The sequence below is a fragment of the Schlesneria paludicola DSM 18645 genome, assembly GCF_000255655.1.
GTDB classification, from domain to species: Bacteria; Planctomycetota; Planctomycetia; order Planctomycetales; family Planctomycetaceae; genus Schlesneria; species Schlesneria paludicola.
The window spans coordinates 1,166,045-1,190,425 of sequence record NZ_JH636434.1 but is presented as its reverse complement, the minus strand read 5'-3'; the positions used below and the strand labels follow the sequence as shown (position 1 = coordinate 1,190,425).

The following is a 24,381-nucleotide window of genomic DNA, read 5'->3' as shown; positions in this document are numbered from 1 at the left end:
AGATTTCGGAGAATTTCACTACCCGGATCATCGGCCACAACTCGGAAAGTCGATCTTGAGGTTTCCCGTCTGAATTGCGATTACGGATTGAACTCCGTCGGCCGCGCCGTATTCTATTGGGGTGGGAATCGTCCATAGGGAGACCTCGGACGACGACGTTTGTGAGCCGTGCAGGGGTGTCCGTCTCACAGGCGACAATTCACTTTTGTTTCCAATCCGAATCGGATGCGGTTCCTCTTTTGCCGTCGTCGCTTCAGGACAACGGGATGAGGTGCGGGTATGGAAGAAATTCTCAGCGGTTACTACGTCAATGAACCGACGTGGTTTTATTTGTCGTTGCTACTGATCCTCGCCGTATTTTTCAAATTCGGTCGCATGTGGTCTGTTCGCAATCTCGACTTGGCCCTTCTGCTGTCTTTGGCGCCCGGGCTGCTACTGATTAATTCGACCAAATCTGGCTCGACGTTGGGTTACTGCTGGTTGTTCGTGGTCAGCGGTTGTCTGTTGTTCCGCCTGCTGTTTGATTGGGCCTTGACCCGCCGGCCGCGGATGGAACAGAACTTGAATCCCGCCGGCATGGCGTTCCTCTGTGCGGCAGCCATGCTGTTTCAAACAACCAAGATCGCAACGGAAGCGCCTGACGCGGGTGCGATGCAGACCGTGAAGAAAACGGATGAACTCCTGAAACGCCACGATGCGTCTGCTGCGGCGAACGTTGCAGATGGCGAAGTCAGTGAAGTGGGTGAGGTCACCGGTCCCGCTGGACCGCTTCTTGCGTCGACCGTCGTCCCGTTAATGGGGGGCGCGGAAATCGCCGCCGCGCGGGCAATGGCGTTTCTGTCGCACTTGGCCGTGTTGTTTGGGCTGATTGCCGTCGGACGCTGGCACTTCAGCGACACGAATCTTGGGCTGGCGATGGGGACTTTGTATCTCTTACTGCCGATCACGGCCTATGACGTGACAAAAGTCAATCACCTGTTACCAGCGGCTTTGATCGTCTGGGCAGTGGCCGCACATCGCCAACCCACGGTTGCGGGGGGATTGCTGGGGCTCGCCTGTGGTACGCTGTTTTTCCCAATTTTTCTGCTGCCGATTTGGATGTCGTTTTATTGGGGTCGCGGGGCGATGAAGTTTACGCTTGCGCTGGTGCTGACGGGGGCGATCCTGTTGGGAAGTCTGGTTCTGACGTCGGCAGACTCACACAGCTTTACCCGGCAAGCGATCGGTTCGATCGACTGGAGTGTCTTGAAGTTTCAGGCTGATGACGGAGTCGGGTTCTGGAGTTTGTACAACCCTGCCTACCGAATTCCTGTATTCGCAACGTTCGTCGTGTTGCTGGTATCGCTTTCCATCTGGCCGCTCAGAAAGAATTTGGAGACGCTGCTGGCGAATTCAGCTGCGATCATTGTTGCAACACAGTTCTGGTACCCGGATCAAGGGGGGATTTATGTCCTCTGGTACCTGCCGTTGATGTTGATCGTGACCTTCAGGCCACGCCTGGCCAATCTGCCATCTGATCCGAAAGACGCTGATTCCAGGTTGTCTTTCTCAGATGGCGGCAAAAACGTCCGGCAAGATGTAATCGCTGGCCTTCCCAAACCGCAAATCTATCGGTGATGATGACAAGGGCGAGCAAAGGCGTCGTTCAGATTCGGGCTCATTCGGTCGCGCAGGGCGTCGTGTCCAGACGCGTGGCCGTGTCTCCAGTCGGCTCCCTATCAGACGATTTGTTGTTAGGCCATTTGACGTCTCAAGATGACCGAGAACTGTTGGTGCTTTTCTTCGAGGAATTTCGTTAATGTCTGCCCGTACAGGCCCGGTTCGCGTTTTGGCGATTCATGCTCATCCTGACGATATCGAACTCCAATGCGCCGGAACGCTCGTGCTGCTGAAGCAGCTTGGGTGTATCATCTCTGTCGCGACCATGACGCCTGGCGACTGTGGCAGTGCCGAGCTGTCGGCCGACGAAATTGCATCGGTACGACGCATGGAAGCCGAGCGTTCCGCAGAAATGTTAGGGGCCGACTATACATGCGTTGAGTTCCGCGACCTGAGCATTACTCACGACAACGACAGTCGGCGGCGTGTGACCGAGCTGATACGTCGAACCAGGCCGGATTTGGTGATCACCGCACCACCCATTGACTATATGAGCGATCATGAAGTGACCAGTCGCCTGGTGCGGGACGCCTGTTTCAATGCCAGTTGTCCCAATTACGTCACGCTGCAGTGGGATCCCGCGGCTCCGACAAGCCAGATTCCGCATCTGTACTACGTCGATGCGATTCAGGGGATTGACTACTACGGACGACCTCTGGCGACGGATTTCATCGTCGACATTTCGACGACGTTTGAAGAGAAACTCAAAATGCTGGCGTGTCACGAAAGCCAACGCGAATGGCTTCGCCGCCAGCATGGTCTGGATGAGTATCTCGATGGCTGCCGAAGGTGGTCCGCGGCGCGTGGTCTGCAGATCCGCGTCGAGTATGGCGAAGCGTTTACTCAGCATCGTGGCCACCCCTACCCGCACGACAATCTGCTCGAATCCCTGTTGGGGCCCAAAGTAGTCGTGGCAACGTGAATTCATGGAGAGGCATTTTTCGTAGCCCGGCAACCTGCTAAAACCAGGGGCACAGAGATCCAGGAATTTCGGATTTCATGGCGTTTTCGAGTCAATGTGGAACGCATCACCAGGATTTTGGCGGGCCGTCAGGGGGCGAAATTGGGGACAGATGAGTGCCGAGGCCCGTTCCGTCCGATCCAAAATCGGAGGCCGGTCGCGACCGAGAAGAAATCAGGCAAATCCGATTGGAGGAATGTCATGAAAATGCCGAAATTCAAGGGGCCTGAGCCCGACTTGTTTTTCAGGCATCAATAGATATAGTTGTCGACGCTCCAAGCGAGCCGGAGAGGTGGCTGAGTGGCCGATAGCACCGCTTTGCTAAAGCGGCGTCGGGGTATTCCCTCGACCGGGGGTTCGAATCCCCCCCTCTCCGCTAACCCATCGTGAAACGTAGTGTTTCCGGTGGGTTTTTCTTTTGGTGGTCACTCTTCGACCACCGTCGAAACGGGTCGCGCGCAACACATTTTGCAACAATCAGGCAAGCTTCACTCCGAGAACCCGGTCCATGTCATCGGCGGCACGATCCTGCATGCCTTTCGCGAGGTGGGAATAGGTGTCCAGCGTCAGGCCAATTTTGCTGTGCCCGAGACGCTCCTGAACGATCTTCGGGTGACAACCTGATTCGAGAAGGTACGTCGCCGAACTGTGTCGGAGATCGTGAAAAACGACCGTGGCGGGAATTCCGGCCGCGAGACGACATTGTTTCCACGTTCGCTCACCGAAGTTGCTCTTCCTGAGGAATTCGCCGAATTGATTCGCGAACACAATCGGACACGCCGCCAGCCCGTTGGCCATCTGCCATTTCTTGTGTGCCCACCGCGCCGCGATTGCCATTGCGGGAAGTTTGACTAGCCGCTTACCGGATTTCGATTTCGGTTCCTTCACCCGAAGCACGCCCTTGAGTTCCTCCAGGCTGCGCTTCACCGAGATCACCCCTTCATTGAGGTCGATGTCTTCCCAGTGCAACGCGAGCAGTTCGCCCTTGCGCAATCCAGTCGTGAGGGCCAGTACGAACACCGCTCCGTTCGCCACGTCCTTCGAAACTTCGATCAGCTTTTTCGCTTGTCCAACCGTTAACGGGTTGATTCGTCGCCGTACGACCTTGGGAGCGTCTACGCAACTGCATGGGTTTCGAACCATCAGCCCCCAGCGCATCGCCACGTTGAACGCCCTTCGAATGACTTGGAACGCGTATCGGCGGGTTTCCTCCCCTGCATTCTTCTCCTTGAGTGATGTGAGCATCGATTGAACGTGAAGCGGGCTGAGTTGCGAAAGCTTGCGATTGCCGATCAGCGGGATGATGTGCTTTTCGACGAGACCGCAGTACCGACACAGGGTCACCGCTCCCGCCTTGTCCGGCGCGGACTCCTCAAGCCATTTGAGCAGCAGTTGTTTGACTGTCATCTTCCCGGTTTCGAGCAGCATCCCGTTTCGATGCTGCTCTCGCAGCTTGCCTAATTCGTCGATGACTTCGGTTTGAGTCTTCCGTCGAATGTACTTTCTGAGCTGCTTCCCGTTCCCGTCGGTTCCGAGTGAAAGCGATCCCATCCAACCGACACTGCGCGAGACGATCGAAGCCTACTTTGCAAAACATCTGGAAACCGATCTCGAAGACTTGCAATACCGCAGTTATAAGACTTACGAGGAAGGTCACGGCCGGATCGATGAACGGACCTATTACTTGACTCGAATCCCAGCAGACTTCCCGTTAAAGAAAGAGTGGCCGTGGGTGAAAGCGATCGGTTACTCGTTACGTGTATCGCAACAAGGGGACGGGCCACAAAGCTGCGAGGTTCGTTATTACATCGTCAGTCGTTATCTCAGTCGGAAAAGATTCGGCGAAGAGGTTCGGGGGGCATTGGGCCATCGAATCGATGCACTGAATGTTGGATGTGACATTCCATGAGGACGATAGCCGAACACGTGAACGAACTCTGGGCAACAATCTCAGTTAGCTGCGGAGGTTTGCGGCGACCTTACTTTAATGCCATCCTCTCAAAGACAGCATTCGAGGAAAGATGATCCGCTGTGCAATGAATACCGACTTCCTCTCGCAAGTAACGACGTTGCAATAGGTTCTATTCGTTCCACCACATACCGATGGCGATATCGCCGACACGCGCGACCGTCTTGGGTCGGCGGCTTTTTCCGGCTTTTGCGATGAGGGCACACCAATTCGATACCGCGTTCGTCGCGGAGCCGCTCGCGCAACGGATCGCTGTCGGCGGCTCGATCGTAAATCAGATGTTCAGGGGCTTTGTCGAGAATCTGCAACCGGTCGAGAGTGGGCTCGATCAGTTTCACCTCGCTGTGGTTAGCAGCGGTCAAATAGACGGCGAGGGGGATTCCATTCGAGTCGACGATGTCAACAACCTTGGTTCCCTTGCCACATTTGGTATTGCCGACTCCGTCGCCCCCTTTTTCGCTCGTGCGAACCAAGCGTCCGCCGCAGCTTCCGTCCAATCGATGTCATCGCGATTGTCGAGTTCGTTCAGGAGCTCGAACCAGAGTCCTTCGAAAATTCCCATCCGCGTCCATTCGTCGAATCGCCGCCAACATGTGCTGGGTGAAGGAAAGACTTTTGGCAACTTTGACCATTGGCAGCCTGTAATAAGTACATACAAAATCCCTTCCAGACAGGCTCGTGAGGTGTGAAACGGTCGTCCGCCATGCGGATGGTCCGCCGGCTCCGGAAAGAAGTGAGAAATGCAATCCCATTGTGCGTCAGTAAGATACGCGTAACCAGTCAGCTCGATCGTCCGTGTGTCAGCCATGAGTGAAACTCCTTTCACCCCGTCTGGTACGCAGTTTCCTTGCCAATCGTCGTTATGAAATGTGCTCTAGTATCCTGTTTTCTTCAGGTTGCGTTCCGCTTTGCGGCAATGGAGCATGAAATTGCCAGACCGACGGTATGCTGGATGCGCGCTGCCCCCGTGCTGACGCGGGTTTCTGATGGTGCATTTCAACCAAGGCAGGCCAAGGGCAGTCACAGAACGTCGCGTGGGCCAACGGAAGTTGCTGCCACGTATTCTGAATGCACATTTTTGTTGATCTACTTCTTAAGATGAATTGTATATTCGCACAGCGAGCGTTGCTTGCTTTCAGTTTGAAACACATTAACTGTGAAGCTTGGAGGAAGCTCTTCGTCTAGTTGTTTCTCGAAGCCAAAAGTGACTCCCGACCTGTCCCATACATATTGCTGGTTTCGGCTTTTGCCATTGAATTCTATCGTAACTCGCTTCTCGCTAGTAATTCCTGATGACCTATCAAATCTGATGCAAATCCTCTTTCCAGCCTTTCGTGTAGATTTTGGAAATGAATTGAGATTCTCGACAACGAACTCTACCCACGCTTCCTTCGGCCTAAACTCACGCTTTTGGCCGCTTGCTTCGACAATCTTTATTTCAATGTTGCAAATGAACACTTTCTGCCATTTGGCCGCATTCGACGAATTGGAAGGCCCACTATATTTCAGCTTGTTCCCGCCGAATCCGTAAGTTACAATTATCACGCAGGCAATCAATACGCCTGAGCACAATACGACGGCGATTTTAGCGATATAGCCTATGTGAAAAACAATCGCCATCACTGTCTCCATCTGCGTGAGACCCATTCGAGGGTGCACCAATTTTTTGTGGACTGCAAGACGCCTCGTCAGTAAGCATCTTTCTCATCTTAAATGATAAGCCAAACGGCACTTGACTTCATCTATACAGTTGGATACATGGCTGGCGTATTGTTATTGATAAGAATCAATTCGATTTGAAGATGTTTTCAGCTAGCACTACACCTGTACTTCAATTTCTTGGAGGATCGTGCCCTCTTGCACGATAGTGGCAGATTTGTGCTGAGTGATGATGCCTTCGATGCCAGCTGGCCAATTCAGAACATTTGGTTCCTCAGGCGGGTTGAAAAGCAGGATTCGTTCGATGACATGTCGAATTTCCGGCACAGTCAGCGGAATGAGCTGACACTCTTTTCGAGGGAGACGCGCTTGAGCTCGGACAGCTGTGAGCGCCACATGAGCCATGTACGGACAGTATGATATGCCGGTACCAGCAGGGCAATCGAGCGTTAATCCTCAGAAAAACCAGCGAGAAGCCTTACAAACGCGGATTCATCCCGGCCGCAAATCTCTCGTTTGCTTCGAAGACTTCCGTTGATCCAAGTGTCCTGTTGTAGAATCGTGAGCTCGAGTCGGCGGAAAACGGAACTAATTTCAGGCCCCGTTCCTTTCCGAATTCGACTCGAATCCTCTGTAAATGTTACATCTAAGATATGGTGCTGGCAGTTTTCGATACTCCAGTGAGATCGAAGAAGGTCGCGATGATTGCGGACCTTCGAAGACAGGCTGCTGATGAAGCAGTCTTGCCATTCGATCTGTTTGCCGTCGACGTCGCGTGTCCGATAGATCGCACCGATGGTTTGGATATTCGGCCACCTCGAGAAGATTTTCGAATTCTTCGGAGCGGGCATCACTGGAGTGGACCCCGTTTTTCGGACCAGCGGCTTAGATGGAAAAACGGCTTTGGAAAGGGTTAAAACAAGAGGCATCGTGGCGAGCAAAGCTCGGAGAGAAAACGATGCCTCGGCAGCGACGAATATTCGATGGTGCGTTTAAGGCCAAGGTGGCCTTGGATGCGATTCGTGGCTTGAAGACGGTGAGCGAGCTGGCCTCGTTGCATAAGGTCCACCCGACGCAGATCACGCTCTGGAAGAAGCAACTCTTGGACGGAGCGATGAGCGTGTTTGACGCGCCATCGGCCAAGAAGGCGGCGACTGACGAACCGCGTTCCGCAGAGCTCTATGAGCAGATCGGGCGGCTGAAGGTTGAACTCGATTGGCTCAAAAAAACGTAGCCGAGAACGGTGGCTGAACGCCGGTCTTGGGTTGATCCCGGCAATCGGTTGCTGAGTATTCGTCGCCAGTGTGAGCTGCTCGGCCTGCATCGTTCGAATATGTACTACGAGCCTGTTCCTGTGAGCGAAGGCGACCTTCGCCTGATGCGGCGGATCGACGAGGAATATCTGCAACATCCGCACTTGGGCAGTCGTGGAATGGTGTCACATCTGGAGCGTCACGGCCAAGTGGTGAATTGCAAGAAAATGCAGCGATTCCTGAAGGAAATGGGGCTCAAGTCGCTCGCACCAAGCCCTCGGACGACGATGCGAGCAGCGGGTCACAAGATTTATCCTTACCTGCTTCGAGGTGTTGAAATCGTCCGTCCCAATCAAGCGTGGGCGTGCGACATTACGTTCGTTCCGATGCGTCGGGAATATCTGTATTTGACGGCGGTCATGGACTGCTACACCGCTACGAATGGGCCTGGCAACTGTCCAACAGCATGGACGTGGAGTTTTGCGTTGAGACCCTGGAGGAAGCGTTGCAACAGGGCCGATTGGAAATTTTCAACACGGATCAGGGATCTCAATTCACGAGCCAGATCTTTACGAAGCGACTGGAACAGGAATCGATTGCCATCAGCATGGACGGCAAAGGTCGAGCGATTGACAACGTCATGATCGAACGACTATGGCGTACCGTGAAATATGAGAACATCTACCTCAAGGAATACACGACGGGAGCCGATTGTCATGAAGGATTGAAGGCGTACTTCCAGTACGATCGCCACGAGCGACCTCACCAGGGATTGGCCAACCGCACGCCCTAGCAAGCCTATCAAATCCCTCTCCCCCGAGCCCGGTGAATACCATCTAAGAAATGGCTCCCGGTGGTCCGAAAAACGGGGTCCACTTCAATCTACCTTTCGATCTTCAAGTATTTTAAGGCGATGATGATCGTTCAAGTTATCTCCATTCGTCCAGCCTTTAGTGCTTCCGGCTGTGCTGGCATGAGGGAATCCATGATTTCCTGGTTGGAGTTTGTGTTCCAACAAAATAGAGGCAGTTTCAAAACGATTTTAAGCATTTTATCAGGCATGCCAGATGCAGAAAGCCTTCGAAGAGGTGGGCAAAGTATTCGTGACGTACGAGAAGGCGGCGTTGATATCCCAGCCAACTGATTGTTCGCTCGATCTTCCATCAGTGTTTATTGAAGTGACGTCCCATGTGAAAGCTGAATAACAAATACAGCGTTCACAGGAAAAGTCTTCGGTTGCGCTGGTGCCACGAGTGATGTTTGCAATGCCGACGCGATGGAAGTGGGGTCCAGAAGCCCAATCGCCGTTGGATTATTCCGCGGCGGGGCGTCGTGCGATTACCGTCAGTCTGCCTCCCTGATGCAGGCCAGCCAGAAGAACGGCGAGAGGGGCCAAGGCTAGTTGACACCAGAGCGTGGGACGGTCTGACCATGCGAGAATTTTCTGTGCCAACGGGCTGTTCGGAAACCAGCGTGTGAGCACGAGTCCGACGCTAGAGACGACATTCAGAAGGTTGCGTTGATGGACCACAGTGACGCGGTCGTAGCCACAGTCATTGAGCAATCGAGTCAGCCGCCGCGGGGTGAAGTGCTGCAAATGTCTCGGCAGGTCGTATGCGAACCAGGACGTCGAAAACAGGATCGGCTCCCAGCACCCCGCATTCGGGACGCTAAAAACGAGCCACCCGTCTGGACGTAATGCACGGTGAATTTCAAGCAGCGTGTCTTTCGGATTCAGCAGGTGTTCGACGACCATCCAGGCAAAAAACGCATCACGCGAATTGTTGTCCAGCACCAATGATTCGAGCGTTCCCGCGTGCACTCGAAAACCGCGACGCTTTGCTTCTTCGGCGGCCGAGGCAACCGGTTCGACTCCTTCCACGTTGCAGCCACGGGCTTGAAGTTTCTGTAGAAATGCACCATTCGCGCAGCCCAGTTCCACGACCTGGGCCCCCGACTTCAATCCGGTGGGAATGATGTTCGAATAGTCGTTGGTGAGCCAATAGTACAGGGCACGCAATCCAGGAATGCGTCTCGCTGCGGGAGACAGATACCAGGGGCGGCTTTGCGGCGTTTCGGTTTGCTTTTCGGCAACTGTTGACGGTGCCGCTTCCTGGGGGGCCTCAGCCTCAGAATGCACGCGGTGTGGGCCGTAGTCGGTCGGATAGCAGTTGAGAACCGTCTCAGGCGTGGGCCGCGGATTCGTATAGAGATGTCGGCAATCAAGACACCGGACAATCTGGAACGTGCCGCTGACCGCTTTCGAATTGTCGGCCGAGACCAAGTATCTCGCAAAGTGGCTCGCCCCGCACAGTGGACAAGGCTTGTCTTCGAGCTCAACACGACTTTGAGGTTGGTCCATTGGTGTTTCAGTGGCACTCGGGATCAGATGTTGCCCATCGGAAGGTATTCGAGGCGGTGTATCATGATGCTCGCGCATCCAGGTTACAACCCACTGCAAGCGGCACCTGTTTTCGCCAGCGGGCATGGCGAGCAGAGGATGCGGTGCTTGCCGGAACGGGCTGCCGGGGTTAGGACTTCCTCAGACATGATCGATCATTGCGAGAATTCGAGTAACGCCTTGATCAATTGTGGCGTTTGAGCCTGTGTCGAGTAATGTTGCATCACGGTTATTCGAGCTGCGTCACCAATTCTCGCACGGAGTTCAGGTGATTGAGCGAGCTTCTGGATGGCGTCGACCCACTCCGCCGTATTTGACGCCAGATACCCGTCAACGTTTGGTGTGACGATCTGTGCATTGACTCCGACAGGCGAAGCGATTGCGGGAAGGCCAATCGCCATGTATTCGATCAGTTTCAAGCCGCACTTATAGTGATTCCAGGGATCATCGTGTTCCAGCGGCATGATTCCGATATCGCAGTGCTGCAACTGCTGCACGGCGTCGTGTGCGTTCCATGGTACGAAGCGAATCGAGATCCCTTCGGTGTCCATCGTATCAAGTGGGTCTCGCCGCGACGTAATAATCCGAAGCTCGATCGGCGTCTGCTTGGAGACCTCTCTTAAGGCCGGAAGGACGAGCGAGAGCTGAGGGAGATTGGACGCGGTTCCAATCCATCCGATCACCGTCCGATCTGTCGGTGACGAGGGGGATCGTTGAGGGTAAAGATCCATATCGACGCATGTCGGAATCAATGCGACGCGAGGATTTCGCGTTTGAAAATATTCGACGAGCCGCGAATTGCCCGCGATGATTCCATCGCAGAGTTGAGCCAATCGATCAAACTTTTCCGGATACCTCATGAAGACGGCATCGTCGATGTCCAGCACAATCTTGTGCGCAAAGCGTGTCAGTTGTTCTTCGAACTCGCAGGTGGGTTCGTCGAAGAGTTCGCGTTCAAGGATGATTACATCGGGTTTCGACCACTTGAGCTGCAGCAGATGATATCGCCGGACCATTCGCTTCAGTTGGCGGCTTAAACGCCATCCCAGCCAGGGAAAGTAGTCATATTTTTCAGGGAAGCTGTTGGCGACCGTGCAGCGAAATCCCAGTTTCCGCAGGTGCGGAATGTATTGAAACACTCGATATCGACTTGAGGGAGCGTTGGGGCCCGATGTCAGAAAGGCAAGGTGCAGCCCAGGACGCATCGGCGGCGGAAGACTCATAAATTCCGTTCTCGTTTCGGTTCGCCGCGTTGGAAAGTGTCAACAGGTTTTCGGGTTTTTGTGCTGATCACGTTGCAGGTGGGGCTCATGCGGTCGCGGTCCACGTCGGTTGTGGAGTTCAACTCCAGGCCTCGCGATCACGATAGTTTCGCCATGACGACGAGGCAAAAGCAACCGTCAATCTGAAGGTGGAATTGAGGTGAGCACTGTATTGCGGCGTGCACGTCGAAATGCAAACGGAGGGTCGCTCTTGGTGAGTTGAGTCCGAGAGCGTGGGACAGGTACAGATTCCCGGTTTATGGCAATCTGCAGTGCATCGACTAGAGCAATCGTTCTGTTTGCTACGGGAAAATGAGCCGGTCCCCGGCCTGTGAAGGGTTACTTCACCATGCCATGGTTTCTTGAATCTGCGCCGAGCCCGTCCTCGTTGACGAAACAGGCTGCTAGATCTCACCCACGACAGCGCCATCGGACACACGGGAAAGCTGCCGAAACGTATTGACGTTCATGTTTTGATTCAGAAAACGGACACTTCCGTCACCCATCAGGAAATGACAGCCACCGGTATGCAGACTACCGAACCCTGTTGTCTGCGGTCGCAGGGATGACCCGGTGAAATTGTAGTTGATGGGGTTCGTCGCTTCTCCCAGTACCATCGGCTGGCCATGGAACGTCGAATCTTCGGCGCCGACCCATGATGCGTCGCCGATTAGATCGAGCAATCCCAACGCGGCGGTTGGCGATGGACTGTATCGTTCGCCGACGATGATCACGTTGCTCGAGCCATCGGTCATATCGCGCAAACCTCGTTTGCTGCCATTTCCGAATGTGCCTCCGTAGGCGTCGACGAAGACCGAATTGGTGGTTTGCAGATTAATTGAGGCGGGTGCGTTGTAGAAACTCATCGCACCGATCGCGAAGCCGGAAATGGGAGACGACGACGACGCCAAACCATCGGATGCATAGGCGGTGGGGATCACTGATGGAGAGTATGAACTTGTTGAGTTGAGCCAGTTTGGATCTGTCCCGCAGACACCGACATAGTTCGAACGCCCGTAGGACATCGTCGAAATTCCAAATCCAACCGCGCCATCGAAATTCGCCTGCATGGTGGGATTGCCAACGTCGGTCGGACAGCGAAACGCTGGAAGAGGAATCTCGATCGTGCCTGTCGTGGGTGGGGCGGTGCTCAATCCCAACAGTCCCGATGAGAAGTTCGGATTGGTTGTTGATTGGCTGAAGAGGTTGTAAAGATTCGTCTGGTCGACTTGCGGCAGAATCATGGTCATCCAGCCCCATCCCGAATAGCCGTTTCCTCCGAGCGTCGCACCAATGTATCCCGGTGGGAACGTGTTCGTTGTGAGGTCATGGTAGTTGTGAAGTGCCAGTCCAATTTGCTTCAGGTTGTTCTTGCACTGGGTTCGTCGAGCGGCTTCGCGCGCCTGTTGGACGGCGGGCAGCAGCAAGGCGATCAACACGGCGATAATCGCAATGACGACCAGAAGCTCAATCAGGGTGAAGCCCGAAGGTCTGTGTTTGAAATACGTTGCGGCTTGCTGGGACGAATTGACTCGCGTGGATGCGGGCATGTGATTTCGCCTACTTTCGAGGACACGTTCGATTCGACAGAATCAGTTCCGCAGGCAACAGGCATAAATCCACACAAGATCCGCGAGTCGGCTCAACGATGACTGTGCTTTGTATTCCGTCAGCGTCGAAGTCGATCGACTCATGAACCTGATTTGCGGTTGTTGGAATTTCACCGGATTCGATCGACACCGTTTCTGCTCATTGACGAATTGCCAGATCCCATTCTGGGTGTTCTCTCTTGCGGATCAATGGTGGGATTCGTCCCAGGTGGTGCGGATTGCCAAATGCGAAATGGGGGCGAACTTGGCAATGTCTGCAGCGCACCACCTAAATCGTAGGCGATTTCGCGAAAGGTGAACGGACGAAAAAACGATTCCGTGCATTCTTCAGGAATCGGCGCATCGCAGAAATCAGGCTGCTTCGGATCAGACCATTGAGTTCAAGTGCGTGCTATTCCACACCGATTCGTACGTCTTGAACTTCTTTTAAGAGATCTACTCGCGCTTCGATTCGGCCTGGGAAATGTTCGCGGGCCGAGCGGAAGCGATCGTCGATCGTACTCGCCAGCTCTCGGACGAGGCGAATTTGTGGAAGCGCATGTGTTAAGGCGCTGATGAGTCGTGTTTCGCCGGGTTGCTGTTCCTGGCCCATCCAGTTGGAAATGACAATTCCCAACTGCGGGGCTTTCGGCCAGACGTCCTGAAGAGTGACGCTTTGATCGTTCTGGTTCAAATCAAGAAAAAGTAAGTGTGCTCCATAGGTGTCATTGAGAGTCCGTTGCAGATCTTTTCCGGTGACCGATTCTTCTGAGGGGGACTGTTTGTCGTAAGTGATGAATTTAAAGTCTTCACCCGTCAGGTGAATTCGTCCTTGAAAGTAGATCATGAGAATCGTGTGCGCCCCGCTGCTGGAACTGCGTCGACGATTGTCTTTCATCCGGTTGACAAGGTGATCCAATCGCGTGTTGGCCTTGAGGGGACGAACGTTGAGGGCGCTAAACACGTGAACATTCGAGAAAAGTTCTGATTCCCATGTCTCTTCCGCCGATCGCCTTGCATCCGTCTGAGCGTGCAACGCCTTCATGGCACTCTCGCGTAGAACGTCGGCGTCACCGGTTCCGAGGAGCATCAGGTACAAATCCTGATGTCGTTCGTGCTTGTCACAATCCAGCGTCAACGATTTGGGAGCGTCCAACAGTGAAGGGAGCTGTCCCGAATCGCCGTAGACTTCAACTTTGATCTCGTTCTTCTTGGGGCGTCCGAGTGTCAGTTCGGTCGCGAATGTCCCCGTCGTCGCTCCCTCGGAATCCATGATGACATTGGTCGTCTGCAGGAATCCATTGACCCACACGCGCGCTTTGAGGTTTTGGGCAATGTCTGGTCGACTATTGAGTTTCAGCTTTCCCTGCAGCTTGATGCGGGCTTTCGTGGCACTCGAATCCAGAACACCTTTCCCGTCGCGCCATCGCGGTCGTTGTCCGTCGATACTCACAATCTCGACCGAGGCCGGATGCGTCACATAAGACGTCGTCACGATTTGTTTCTCGCTATAACCTCCACTGTTGTGTGCGATCAGTTCAATCTCGTTGGGGCCATCGAAAAGTTCGATGTTCAGGATTCCAGTCGATCCGTCGATGGGAACCACGTCGATCGAAGATGTGCGGACTTCTCCCTGTGCGGCACCTTGGCATCGTGTTTTAACGGTCGTGGGCGCGACCGACTTCACTGAGTATTGAACAGCGAACAGCTTGGACGGTGACGGCGTACTGGAGATCGGGCCGACAATCTCGATTCTTGGAGGTGCAATGGGTTGCTCGACTGTCATTTCGTGAAGGGATGGGACGAGGTTCGAGCCTTCGTCGTTGGTTGCCGTGATTTGAATGAGATGTTTGCCATGTGCGATACCGGTGCGATGGGCCTGCAGGAGATAGTTGCCGGGTTGACCGGCCACTTCTGAGAGTGTCCCGGGAATCTCGTTGGTGTCATCGACGACAATCCTGGCCGAGCGTAGCGGAATGACGGACTGAATCAGGCAGTTCAGTTCCAGCGGCTTCTCGATCAATTTTACGGGGACTTCTGCGGAGACAATTTCAGGAACGCGGAGAAAGCGGAGTTCCAGTTGCTTGCTTTCCGTTTCACGACTCCAGTCGTTCTGGACCTGAATCGAGATCTGATTGATCCCTCCCTCAAGCGGGATTGCCAGCTCAAGGTGATGTTGATCAGGTCGGCTTCGATCGATCCGGAGGTTGTCATTCAGGACAATGCCGTTGATGCGCAGCGTCAGGCGGTAAGAGTGTTCGAGTAGTCCTTCAAGACGTGCCGACACTGTCGCGATTGGCTCGTGATAGCGTGAATAGAAAACATGCGGGATTCGGACCAGCCCAGGTGGGAGAGCATCAATCTCCTTCACGGACTCCGTCATCTCGACGAGTTGCGGGGCTGGCGGCTCGTAGACGAAGAGCAGCCGCTTTTCGGATTGCGCATCGCCGATACTCGACTTCAATATTACTGAATTGGGGCCCGGTTTGAGCGCCAGTGTTTGGTCGAATGTGACGACCCGATCTTGGCCAGGATCAAATCCTGCGAGAGTTTGCAATTCGCCAGCGAGCATGAGAGCGGCGCTATCGAGACTGGCCTGTCCGGTGATGTTTCCTCGGAAGCGAACACGCGGGGACGCTGTTCGAAACGTATCAGGGGCATCGGGATCGGCGGTGAGCGTTTTTGTTTGGCCCGTGGCGTCCAATGCGACGATCTTGTCGTCAACTTCGATTGTTGGTGCTGTCGGTGGATTGGAACGTCGAACGAACGTGAGAATCCGAGTGGTCTCAAGTTCTCGATCTTCAGGCGGTGCGTTTCGGTTCCACGTGACAAGTTCCAGACGATTCTCGCCCGGATCAATCGTGACGCTCTCGTCAATCTGCAGCTGTGACTGCGCTTTCCAACTTCGAATGACAAGCGGATTCTCAATTCCAGGTCGTAGCAAGAGTAGTTGAACGTCCGCCTCATCGCCGGTTGGTGTAACTGTGGCATTGACGGTGATTTCCGCCGCCTTGAAATCTCGCTTCCAGGTTGGGTCAATGTTCCAATCGATTTCGGGGGCGGCGGGATGATAGTCCGCGCGGCCAATACATCGGACCGTTCGCTCCGATGTTTCGAGTTGGACGACCAGTCTGTGTGGACCACGAGTCCAGGGATAGTTCGTGAGATTGGCGACCCAATCTTCTGATTCACGATCACGCTGGAAGTTGATGGTGGTCTGGTTCGAACGGTCATTGTTTTCAACCACAACTTGCAATTTGATCTCGTGCATTCTCCGTGGAGCGACACCGTTCACTTCAGCGACGATTTCAACTTGATTGGTTTCGAGTTGCGGGACGTCGTCGTAGTCGAGTCGAAGTGGCGTTCCATCTGGATGACGCAGAAAGAATGTGACTTTGGGTTCGTCGGGTGCGATCGGTTGAGCGGGCGGAAGTTTTTGCAGTTCGATCAGTTTTTGCAGCATTCCACGATTGAAGAATTTGTCACGGTACTCGCCCACGACCGCGAACGTCGCGGGTCGTTCCGGCTCGCCGGTGTTGAAGTGCCAGCCCAGCCATTGATCGATGCGGTCGCCGCGCGAATCAAAGAATCCCAGTGGATTCCAACCGATCCATTCCCACTCAGGTCCATTCTCAGAGGGGATAACAAACAATGTGAACAATGGCTTGGCTTCGTCGATTGCCTGATCAACGGGGCACGTCATCGCCTTGACCTGTCCATCGCGCCGGACTGTGAACTCGACCGTTTCTCCTGGTTTTCGATCTCGAATGAATTTATGGAATTCTTTCTTTGAGCCAAATTCAACGACCTCACCTTGCTGGACTCCTGCGACGATCTCATCCTCGCGTCGCAAATCGATTTCCGGATGCGTGCTTTTGACGACCAGTTTGTTCGCAATTTCCTGAACGCTCAGCCCCCGGATCATGCCTCGTTTGCCAAGGTTCCTCTCGGCCAGATCGACGATCGTCCAAACACTGACCGTTCGATCGTCGGCGGCCGAGAGGAGCATGCGCCCGTCCTCAGAAAACGACAACGATCGAATGACTTCTGTGTGCCCGGTGAATTGGCGGACATGCTCTCCAGTGGCCCCATTGAACAATTGCAAACGCGATTCGCCTTGCCGTTGAGACGCAATGGCAAGTAGAGGAACCGGGCAACCAAATGGCTTGGGGCAGAAGGCAATCGCAGTCAAAGCGAATTGATCATCCAATGACAATTCAAGATTCTTGGAATCGTCGGGGCGATTGACGATGACCTTGCCCGGTGTCCTATAGTCCACGACAGACCAGCCAGACTTCGTGACATTGGCAACGCGCCATTGTGCATTTGGAGATTGGATGTCTCGATGATTGATGTCAAAGATCATGGGATTGGTATTGGGACTTTCGGCGTCGCCCCGACGAGACTGGCTCAATCGCAAACCCCATCGATCGTCGCATCGGACAAACTGGGCATCCTGGAATCGCAGAGCTTCGCTTCCGAGACGCTGTGGATTGAGGGGCTTGCCGCCGATCAAATCCTCCGTGGCATAGACCTCGATTTCCGCTCGCTCGTGTCCGGCAAGGGCCAGTGACCGGCCATCCCGAGATACGGCAATCGACGGGCGTCTGATTCCTGTCCAGGGAAGTTCGATTTCTCGAATCGCCTGAATGGGAGAATCCGTGGTCGCAATCAGTAGGCGATAGGAATAGGGAATCGTGTCGAATCGTGTCACGACGAATGCGGCGCGGGCTGGTTGTGTGTTCGTCGAAGGAATCAATGCGGCGGCACTCACGTTTCCATCCATCCGTTGTCCACGTAAGGATTCGATTTGTGAATCTTGAAATTGAGTACTGCTTAATGCCGCCAGATGGCCTGCTGGTGTATTGGCGAGTTGCCATACCCCGAGTTGCGAATTTCCGCCCGTCAGGATTCGTTCTCGTTTGCGGTCCAGTGGCAAAACTGTCCAGGTCGATTTTGACGCCTGAATGACCGACACCTGACCAGACTTGGTATCCCAGACTCGAAACTGGTTGTCGCCCCATGCGAGTGCGACACGAGCCTCGTTGCGGTCAGGGCCCGTGGTCCATGCCGTCAGCCCCGGCTGTGCTCCATCGAGGTTTGGAAGGGGGCCCCAGGCCTTCCCTTCGAGGTTCGGCACCGCTTTGAGTTGGGTGATTTCGGACGAGGTCACGACATCCCAGAGTCGCACCGTGGGCACGAACTTGGTCAGGTCATCCGTGCGATCCTCTGCGATGGAGACCAGGCTTGGTGCCGCTGGCGGACGGCCATGGGCGAATGCCAGCGACCATACATTCCCACGGTGCCCTCGCAACAGTTTTGTCGTTCCCGTCAGAGTGTCGAAGACATAGATCAGGCCGTAGTCCAATTGTGATTCGAGGCTCAGATTGCCCGCAGGTTGAATCCATCCAGATTCCCGTTCGCCGGCAAGTTCTCGCACCAGCCCCACTCCTGCGGTTGCCAGCCACCGGCCATCCTCGGTCGTGGCGAGTGTAAACAACTGCCCATGAATCCCGGGCCCGATGGGAGTCCGCAGAGTGGCCTTGGGGTTATATTGAAATTTTCCGACGTCGTTCTGGTCCCAGATTTGAACGGCCTTGTCCCAGCCAACTGAATAGAGCCGTTTGCCATCGGGAGAGAATTCGAGCGCGTTGACGTGACTTCGAGGCCCATTCGTTTCCAGACGCAGGACCGGAGCACCACCGGCTGGGGGCAGAAGCGATTCATCCGCGAACAATTCGAACGACGCAAGTGCGCTCAGCAGGAAAGCGATCACGAGCGGCAGAGCCATGCGACGCTGACAGCGCCTCGTGCATTGCCCGCAAGCCTGCTCGACGGTGTGTGGCAAGTTCATCGACGGGTCGATTGGGGTTTGATGCTCCAACAGTCTATCGTTGCAACGCATGATTCCGTTTTTCGGGTTCGAGTGAGTCGAGGCTCGGCATCGCAGTGCCTCACCTTCGTCCTGACTGGATCGCAATCGAAGACGGGCTTTGAATGATCGTCAGGAGATCTCAGAAGTTGCTTGAGTTAGTGGCTTTTGTTCAGTTTTCTTCTCTTGAGGATACTTCGCGAAGTGAGGTTGTTATATACGCGAGTTCAGAACTTCCTTTTGGTTTGGAGGCAATCGGTCGTTCGTGCAGCCAAATCCGCCGTAATTATGCAGTTACAACCCGCTGAATCTGCCGATGATTCATTACGAATCGGTAATCTGTAACGCCAGCGATAACTCTGCTGGTCATACTAAAGTGTCTGAGATGACTGAACAAGGCAGTCCGATTATGTACACGTGGATATGCATTCTTGAGCAAGGAGGCCCGCTGAATGCCGATTTTTCCCCGTGGAACGAATTTGCCGATCGCCTGTGTGGCCGTTGGCCTTCAGATTTTGTCCGGATCCAGTTCAATTACTGCAGCAGATGGAGCACCCGTTCCTCCTGCGCCGGCGTTCACTAGTCCTGACATTAAGCCGACACTGTGTGACTGGCTGACTGCGAGTCCGATGGCGTTGGCGAAGAAAATTCGGATCACCGATCCGCTGCTGAAGCCACCGTTCACAGCGGCGCCTCCCGATTCATTGAAAGGGATGGCCGCCGGGATCCGTGCGGTTCAACTTGACGTTCCAAATCGTGTCAAAGCCGTGCGTTACCTGGGAACACTCGATTGTGTGACCTATCCACAGGCACAGGACATGCTGATTGCAACGATGTTGGAAGATCCTTCCGAGATCGTGCGGTATGAAGCCGTGATGGCGCTGCGAAACATGCTGACTCGCGGTTGCTGCAACATCAACACGGCCTGCGAATGTGAGACGTGTTCGAATCGCAAGCAGATTGTTCGCGCGACCGAACGGCATGCCAAAAATGGTGAGAAGCAGTTGATTCGAGAAGCCAAAGGGCCGGCGAAAAAGCAGGCACGAAAGGCGTATCGCGATCGCGAGTCCGAGGAACAGCGATATGACTGCTGCCGCGGATGTGCCAACGAGAAAGTCATGAAGGCATTGGCGAAAGTGGCGTCTGAGAAAGACGACGAATGTTGTTGGATTGAGCCCTCGGAACGAGTGCGTGAGGCGGCGAGTGAAGGGATGTGCCTCTTCAAGTCGTACTCTGATGGATACGCATTGCCGCCCGTCGATCCCGCGCCAGTGGACGGGACCCAAGATGAGAATCGGACCAAGGAGAGCGGCGAAGTCGAACCGTCCAACGAGAACGAAGTCACCCCCGACAAAACGACCTCAATTCCACGCCAGTCGCCGAGAGCGGCTGAAGGTCAAGTGGCGACATCACAGTTGATCCAGAGTTCCGCGGTCGCAATCCCACTCTTAAAGGCCACCCCTGAATCGGTGACGGCGCCGATTGTTCCGGGCCTTCGGGGCAGGTGTATCGTGGCGCTCAAGGCTCGCCAGGTAATGCCGACAGATCCGCGGTTCTCGTCGACCTTTGAAGATCGAACGTACTATTTCTCGAGTGCTCAGGCAAAGGCCTCGTTTGATGAGAATCCGAAATGCTATGCGCCGGCATATGGGGGGCTCGATCCGGTCGAATGGTTGAACGGGCGGCAGATGGCGGACGGCCAGATCCTTCGGGAGCACAACGACCAGTTCTACTTATTCGTCACGAAGGAAAATTGGGAAACGTTCCAGAACAACCCGCAGAGATTCGTGCTGAGGACATCGGAAACGACCATCAAGACTGTGAGTGGTACACGGTAGGTCGACCTGAAAATCGGAGATCCAGGCCAACTGTTTGATCGATGTACGTCCGAGACGGATCTCAGACGTACATCGATCAATGCGAATCACCAACAGTTCGAAATTGCAGAGCCGACTGACCGGCCGATCAGAATAAAAGGGAGTGACGTTGATGAAGAGGATTCGTTTTCCAGGATTCACTTGTGTTTTGCCTTGGGCGATTGTCAGCGGGATGATTGGCTCATCAACAGATGCCTACGGAGCGGGGAAGACGACCTCGAAGACACGCAAGAGTGACATAGCTGCGGTGCGGGTACGGGCACAAAATACGGACGAGGCCGCCCCGCCTCACAAGCGTCTCACTGACGAGGAAATCTTTGATCGCGAGCTGACTCCGGCCAGCACGCAAGAAGGTGGGACGAGTGCTTGTGTGTTGCCGAGTTCACCGGGATGCACAAACACTTTGGGGAATACCGCCGTTCCATTGTTACCAGGTATGGATTCGTCGACGGCACCTTTGCCTCCAGCGACACCCTCGATGCCACAGCAGATCGAGACGCCGCCCGCCTATGCCCAAGGCAATAACGCACCGAACCAAGGCCCTGCGTTTCAAGGGCTCGCTCGCAATTCGACGGATGTTCCATTTTTGGGGGACTTCTTCGGTGGAAGTATGACGGGCTCGTCCGTTGTGAACGGAATCATTGGTCAGGCCGTGCTGAACCCCACTGATCCCTCGCAATACTTGATGCTGACGTCGTTGGGGGGAGTGCCCCACGAGTTTCAGACGACCGGTGACGTTGCTACCGGGACAGCGACGAACCTCAATGCATTGGGGCAAGAGCATTTGGTTCTGACGGCACATTCGGGACAAGAATCGGTTCTGATCAATCCGCCAACGATCGTGGTCCCACCGAATCCTGGGCAGTACCAGGTCTATGACGTGGTCCGTCAATCGACGATTGGGGGGCTCGATCCCGCACTCACGACCGGCCGCACCAAGCTCGCCGAAGGATCAAGTCCGATTCCCCGTGACAGGGTCTTTTTCAATTACAGCTATTTCGACAATGCTCAAATCGCAGCGAACGGAGTGAATGTCAGTCGATATACACCGGGGTTCGAAAAAACGTTCTTCAATCAACGTGCGTCGGTGGAAGTTCGAATCCCCTTCGCATCGACACTCACTTCGAATGTCGATACGACGACTGGCGTTGCGAATCCGACGGATCTGCAATTTGGGAACATGACAATTTATGCCAAAGCGCTCCTTTTTCAGTCGAGGACATTTGCGTATTCGACAGGGATGGGGATGAGCTTGCCAACAGCCAATAATGTCAATGCCTATTCGGGATCAATTCAGACCTTGCATATTTCGAACGATGCGGTGCACTTGCTGCCGTTTGTGGGTGGAGTCTATACGCCCAACGATCGATTCTATTCCCAGGGTCTTCTCCAGTTTGACTTCGATACCAATGGGAATCGAGTTTATAGCAATACGAGTCTCGATGGTTCAACATCCTCGGGAGCACTCGGCCGGATCGGATCGTTTCAAGATGCCTCATTTTTGTATGCGAGTCTGAGCGCGGGTTACTGGGCGTACCGAACGCAGACACCCGGCCCCACGGGGCTGACGGGATTCTCACCGCTTGCCGAACTTCACTACAACCGATCGTTGCAGAGCGGGGATGTGATTCGCGACAACAATGGTTTTGCCATCTATGGCCAGTCATTTTCGAATATCGAGGTTTTGAATGCCGTGATCGGCGCGAATATGATCTTCGGTCGAAACAAGATTTTGACCGTGGGATATACGACACCCTTGGGGATGGGAGTCGACAGGCAATTCGCGGGTGAAGTTCGCGCGATGTTCAACTGGTACTTCGGTGGCGGGAATAGTTCGCCGCTGACACGATTGGGGCGAGCCCAGTTCTAGCAGATCGCAAAGTCGTTCTATCGCGACGACCCCGGCAATCAGATGGCTGCCAGGGTCGTCGTATTTTCTCAGATCATTGATTGAACGAAGGACATCGAGGCGATTCCTCATTAAGGGCGCGAACCTCGGCTTTGATGCTCCGATTCCTTATGGCGTAAAGTAGTCTCCATACTGATTTGCTTTGGTGAAGTTTAACAGAGTTACGTTTGATTTTATCAGCGAACTCGATTTGATTCCGATCACATTTGTGCCGCCGGCGCCTCCGTCAATTCGAACAGTTCCTTGCACGGAAACGTGATCCAGGATGATCTGGTCATCGCCTGCGCCGCCAGTCACCTGCAAATTGCCTGTGATTGTATTGGGCAAAGTTGCGACCGTTGCTGTCGTGAGTCCAGCGATATAGGCGTAGTTGTTGCCGCCGCCCAGTTGGATTGTGGCGTTGCCTAGAATTTTGCAGAGTTGTTGTGTGTAAAGATCACTTCCGTTCCCCAGGGTGACGCTCAGGTTTCCGGCCGTCGATGATGAGACGTAAACCGAGTTGTTGGCGTTCACTCCGTCCTGTGCACCGGTGACCTGCAGTAATCCGTCGATGAGCGCATCATGGACATACACGGTTTCGCATGTCTTGCTGCCGGCGGCCGTACGCGGATTGGGGTTGGGTGACGTACCTGTATAGTTGAGGTTTCCGGAATCAATCAGGACGGAATTGGCGGTGCCCGGAAAATTCCCCATCACCTCAATCCAATCGCGCCCGTTCCCTCCATCGACGACGGTCGTCGTTCCACCACCCAATCCACTGACCAGGGTGTGGCTGCTCGTGGTGTTGATATACAAACTGTCGTTGCCATCCCCACCTGATAGCGTGTCACCTGTTCCACCGACGAGGATATCCTCGCCATCACCACCGACGATTGTATTGGCGAGCCCATTGCCCGTCAGGCTGTCATTGCCGATCCCGCCAGTCACATTCTGGATTCCGGTGGCGGATGAGAGCGTCAGCTTGAGGTTTGAATTGACGTTCTGTTGTGCCGTCGATCCCAGGTTCAGGCTGACTCCAGGTGTGCTTCCCGTGAAGTCAATGGTCCCCTTACCGGTGCTGTCGATGATGGTGTCCGCGCCGAGTTGCGAGGAGGTATTGAAGTAGTAGGTATCAGCTCCGCCGCCGCCGGTGAAGGTGTTGTTGAGCGTGTTGCCGGTCAGCTTGTCATTTCCGAGTCCGCCAACGATGTTCTGGATTCCCGTGGCGGACGAAAGCGTCAATTTCAAATTGGCGTTCACGATCTGCTGCGCCGCCAGTCCTAGATTGAGGCGGACGTCAGGCGTGCTTCCGCTGAAGTCAACGGTCCCCTTGCCGGTGATGTCGATGATAGTGTCGGCACCTAGCTGCGAAGAGGTATTGAAGTAATACGTATCAACTCCGCCACCGTTGGTGAAGGTATTATCGAGTGCGTTTCCGGTGAACTTGTCGTTTCCGAGTCCGCCGATGGCATTCTGGATTCCGGTGGCGGATGAAAGCGTCAATTTCAAATTTGAATTGACGTTCTGCTGTACGGGAGATCCCAGATTCACGGTGACCGCAGGCGTGCTTCCGGTGAAGTCGATAGTCCCCCTACCGGTGCTGTCGATGATGGTGTCCGCGCCGAGCTGCGAAGAGGTGTTGAAGTAGTAAGTATCAATCCCTCCACCGTTGGTGAAGGTATTATCGAGTGCGTTACCGGTGAACTTGTCGTTTCCGAGTCCGCCGATGACATTCTGAATGCCGGTGGCGGATGAAAGTGTCAGCTTGAGGTTTGAATTGACGTTCTGCTGGGCCGTCGATCCCAGGTTCAGGGTGACCCCAGGCGTGCTTCCGGTGAAGTCGATCGTTCCCTTGGTTGTGCTGTCGATGATCGTATCGGCACCGAGCTGCGACGAGGCGTTGAAGTAGTAGGTATCAGTCCCGCCGCCGCTGGTGAAGGTGTTGTCGAGCGTGTTGCCGGTAAGCTTGTCATTTCCGAGTCCGCCGATGA

Annotated in this window: 17 protein-coding genes, 1 tRNA gene and 2 pseudogenes; 10 read left to right on the top strand and 10 right to left on the bottom strand. The window is 54.4% G+C overall.

All coding sequences use genetic code 11. The annotated features are described in order from the left end of the window. Positions 1 to 279 precede the first annotated feature (279 nt). The 3 genes from OSO_RS0105760 to OSO_RS0105740 all read left to right on the top strand — a co-directional run bounded on the left by OSO_RS0105760 (position 280) and on the right by OSO_RS0105740 (position 2,996). Positions 280 to 1,617, top strand: coding sequence for a hypothetical protein (locus tag OSO_RS0105760; protein ID WP_010582527.1), 1,338 nt, complete (start codon positions 280 to 282; stop codon positions 1,615 to 1,617). A gap of 181 nt (positions 1,618 to 1,798) precedes the next feature. Continuing rightward, the gene (locus OSO_RS0105750) at positions 1,799 to 2,581 is read left to right on the top strand and encodes a PIG-L deacetylase family protein (RefSeq protein ID WP_010582525.1); all 783 of its coding nucleotides are present in this window, start codon (positions 1,799 to 1,801) and stop codon (positions 2,579 to 2,581) included. A gap of 325 nt (positions 2,582 to 2,906) precedes the next feature. Next, a tRNA-Ser gene (locus OSO_RS0105740) sits at positions 2,907 to 2,996 on the top strand. Between the two features lie 101 nt (positions 2,997 to 3,097). Here OSO_RS0105740 and OSO_RS0105735 read toward each other — a convergent pair. After that, positions 3,098 to 4,048 (bottom strand): site-specific integrase, encoded by a 951-nt coding sequence (locus OSO_RS0105735; RefSeq protein ID WP_010582524.1) that lies wholly within the window; start codon positions 4,046 to 4,048, stop codon positions 3,098 to 3,100. Positions 4,049 to 4,115: 67 nt separating this feature from the next. On the opposite strand from OSO_RS0105735, the gene OSO_RS51320 reads away from it, so the two are divergent. Beyond that, positions 4,116 to 4,529, top strand: a complete 414-nt coding sequence (locus tag OSO_RS51320) for a hypothetical protein (RefSeq protein WP_010582523.1) — start codon at positions 4,116 to 4,118, stop codon at positions 4,527 to 4,529. Positions 4,530 to 4,618: 89 nt separating this feature from the next. Here OSO_RS51320 and OSO_RS47490 read toward each other — a convergent pair whose 3' ends face one another. The 4 genes and pseudogenes from OSO_RS47490 to OSO_RS52510 all read right to left on the bottom strand — a co-directional run bounded on the left by OSO_RS47490 (position 4,619) and on the right by OSO_RS52510 (position 7,099). Then, positions 4,619 to 5,086, bottom strand: a complete 468-nt coding sequence (locus tag OSO_RS47490) for a transposase (protein WP_157605053.1) — start codon at positions 5,084 to 5,086, stop codon at positions 4,619 to 4,621. 56 nt (positions 5,087 to 5,142) lie between these two features. Continuing rightward, positions 5,143 to 5,397 (bottom strand): annotated as a pseudogene (locus OSO_RS52515) (transposase); the annotation flags it as partial. 278 nt (positions 5,398 to 5,675) lie between these two features. Beyond that, complete coding sequence (locus OSO_RS0105715) at positions 5,676 to 6,209, bottom strand: hypothetical protein (RefSeq protein WP_010582520.1); 534 nt, start codon at positions 6,207 to 6,209, stop codon at positions 5,676 to 5,678. Between the two features lie 488 nt (positions 6,210 to 6,697). Further along, on the bottom strand, positions 6,698 to 7,099 hold the full coding sequence (locus tag OSO_RS52510) for an ISAs1 family transposase (RefSeq protein ID WP_010582518.1): 402 nt from the start codon (positions 7,097 to 7,099) through the stop codon (positions 6,698 to 6,700). A 107-nt stretch (positions 7,100 to 7,206) separates the two neighbouring features. Here OSO_RS52510 and OSO_RS0105700 point away from each other — a divergent pair, with 107 nt between their 5' ends. From OSO_RS0105700 to OSO_RS50635, 4 genes and pseudogenes are all read left to right on the top strand, one after another. After that, positions 7,207 to 7,482 (top strand): IS3 family transposase, encoded by a 276-nt coding sequence (locus tag OSO_RS0105700; protein WP_029246688.1) that lies wholly within the window; start codon positions 7,207 to 7,209, stop codon positions 7,480 to 7,482. 99 nt (positions 7,483 to 7,581) lie between these two features. Further along, a pseudogene (locus tag OSO_RS52505) lies at positions 7,582 to 7,758 on the top strand (IS3 family transposase); the annotation flags it as partial. A gap of 107 nt (positions 7,759 to 7,865) precedes the next feature. Beyond that, a complete protein-coding gene (locus OSO_RS51865; protein WP_237729256.1) occupies positions 7,866 to 8,294 on the top strand; it encodes an integrase core domain-containing protein in 429 nt (142 codons plus the stop codon). A 60-nt stretch (positions 8,295 to 8,354) separates the two neighbouring features. Beyond that, positions 8,355 to 8,645, top strand: a complete 291-nt coding sequence (locus OSO_RS50635) for a hypothetical protein (protein ID WP_010582514.1) — start codon at positions 8,355 to 8,357, stop codon at positions 8,643 to 8,645. Between the two features lie 168 nt (positions 8,646 to 8,813). Here the strand turns inward: OSO_RS50635 and OSO_RS47485 are convergent, their stop codons facing one another. The 4 genes from OSO_RS47485 to OSO_RS0105660 all read right to left on the bottom strand — a co-directional run bounded on the left by OSO_RS47485 (position 8,814) and on the right by OSO_RS0105660 (position 18,607). After that, positions 8,814 to 9,863, bottom strand: a complete 1,050-nt coding sequence (locus tag OSO_RS47485) for a class I SAM-dependent methyltransferase (protein WP_010582513.1) — start codon at positions 9,861 to 9,863, stop codon at positions 8,814 to 8,816. Between the two features lie 194 nt (positions 9,864 to 10,057). Then, the gene (locus tag OSO_RS0105675) at positions 10,058 to 11,125 is read right to left on the bottom strand and encodes a glycosyltransferase family 4 protein (protein WP_010582512.1); all 1,068 of its coding nucleotides are present in this window, start codon (positions 11,123 to 11,125) and stop codon (positions 10,058 to 10,060) included. Positions 11,126 to 11,568: 443 nt separating this feature from the next. Continuing rightward, positions 11,569 to 12,714 carry a DUF1559 domain-containing protein gene (locus OSO_RS47480; RefSeq protein WP_010582511.1) on the bottom strand — a complete coding sequence of 382 codons (1,146 nt, stop codon included), beginning with the start codon at positions 12,712 to 12,714 and terminating at the stop codon, positions 11,569 to 11,571. A 451-nt stretch (positions 12,715 to 13,165) separates the two neighbouring features. After that, positions 13,166 to 18,607, bottom strand: coding sequence for a WD40 repeat domain-containing protein (locus OSO_RS0105660; protein ID WP_162130513.1), 5,442 nt, complete (start codon positions 18,605 to 18,607; stop codon positions 13,166 to 13,168). 470 nt (positions 18,608 to 19,077) lie between these two features. Between OSO_RS0105660 and OSO_RS0105655 the strand changes: the two genes are divergently transcribed. Together OSO_RS0105655 and OSO_RS0105650 are read left to right on the top strand one after the other, a co-directional pair. Beyond that, positions 19,078 to 20,463, top strand: coding sequence for a hypothetical protein (locus OSO_RS0105655; protein ID WP_010582509.1), 1,386 nt, complete (start codon positions 19,078 to 19,080; stop codon positions 20,461 to 20,463). Positions 20,464 to 20,614: 151 nt separating this feature from the next. Continuing rightward, positions 20,615 to 22,372, top strand: coding sequence for a hypothetical protein (locus OSO_RS0105650; protein ID WP_010582508.1), 1,758 nt, complete (start codon positions 20,615 to 20,617; stop codon positions 22,370 to 22,372). A 147-nt stretch (positions 22,373 to 22,519) separates the two neighbouring features. Here the strand turns inward: OSO_RS0105650 and OSO_RS50630 are convergent. Further along, positions 22,520 to 24,381 (bottom strand): beta strand repeat-containing protein (locus tag OSO_RS50630; RefSeq protein ID WP_010582507.1); only part of this gene is annotated, 1,862 nt, incomplete at its 5' end.

What these genes read in the sequence shown, in the direction of transcription:
- OSO_RS0105700 (WP_029246688.1), top strand. Translation starts at nt 7,207, where the DNA reads ATGCCTCGGCAGCGACGAATATTCGATGGTGCGTTTAAGGCCAAGGTG.
- OSO_RS0105675 (WP_010582512.1), bottom strand. Translation starts at nt 11,125, where the DNA reads ATGAGTCTTCCGCCGCCGATGCGTCCTGGGCTGCACCTTGCCTTTCTG.
- OSO_RS0105660 (WP_162130513.1), bottom strand. Translation starts at nt 18,607, where the DNA reads ATGAACTTGCCACACACCGTCGAGCAGGCTTGCGGGCAATGCACGAGG.
- OSO_RS0105715 (WP_010582520.1), bottom strand. Translation starts at nt 6,209, where the DNA reads ATGGCGATTGTTTTTCACATAGGCTATATCGCTAAAATCGCCGTCGTA.
- OSO_RS52510 (WP_010582518.1), bottom strand. Translation starts at nt 7,099, where the DNA reads ATGCCCGCTCCGAAGAATTCGAAAATCTTCTCGAGGTGGCCGAATATC.
- OSO_RS0105760 (WP_010582527.1), top strand. Translation starts at nt 280, where the DNA reads ATGGAAGAAATTCTCAGCGGTTACTACGTCAATGAACCGACGTGGTTT.
- OSO_RS0105735 (WP_010582524.1), bottom strand. Translation starts at nt 4,048, where the DNA reads ATGCTGCTCGAAACCGGGAAGATGACAGTCAAACAACTGCTGCTCAAA.
- OSO_RS47480 (WP_010582511.1), bottom strand. Translation starts at nt 12,714, where the DNA reads ATGCCCGCATCCACGCGAGTCAATTCGTCCCAGCAAGCCGCAACGTAT.
- OSO_RS51320 (WP_010582523.1), top strand. Translation starts at nt 4,116, where the DNA reads ATGTACTTTCTGAGCTGCTTCCCGTTCCCGTCGGTTCCGAGTGAAAGC.
- OSO_RS0105650 (WP_010582508.1), top strand. Translation starts at nt 20,615, where the DNA reads ATGAAGAGGATTCGTTTTCCAGGATTCACTTGTGTTTTGCCTTGGGCG.
- OSO_RS0105750 (WP_010582525.1), top strand. Translation starts at nt 1,799, where the DNA reads ATGTCTGCCCGTACAGGCCCGGTTCGCGTTTTGGCGATTCATGCTCAT.
- OSO_RS0105655 (WP_010582509.1), top strand. Translation starts at nt 19,078, where the DNA reads ATGCCGATTTTTCCCCGTGGAACGAATTTGCCGATCGCCTGTGTGGCC.
- OSO_RS47485 (WP_010582513.1), bottom strand. Translation starts at nt 9,863, where the DNA reads ATGGACCAACCTCAAAGTCGTGTTGAGCTCGAAGACAAGCCTTGTCCA.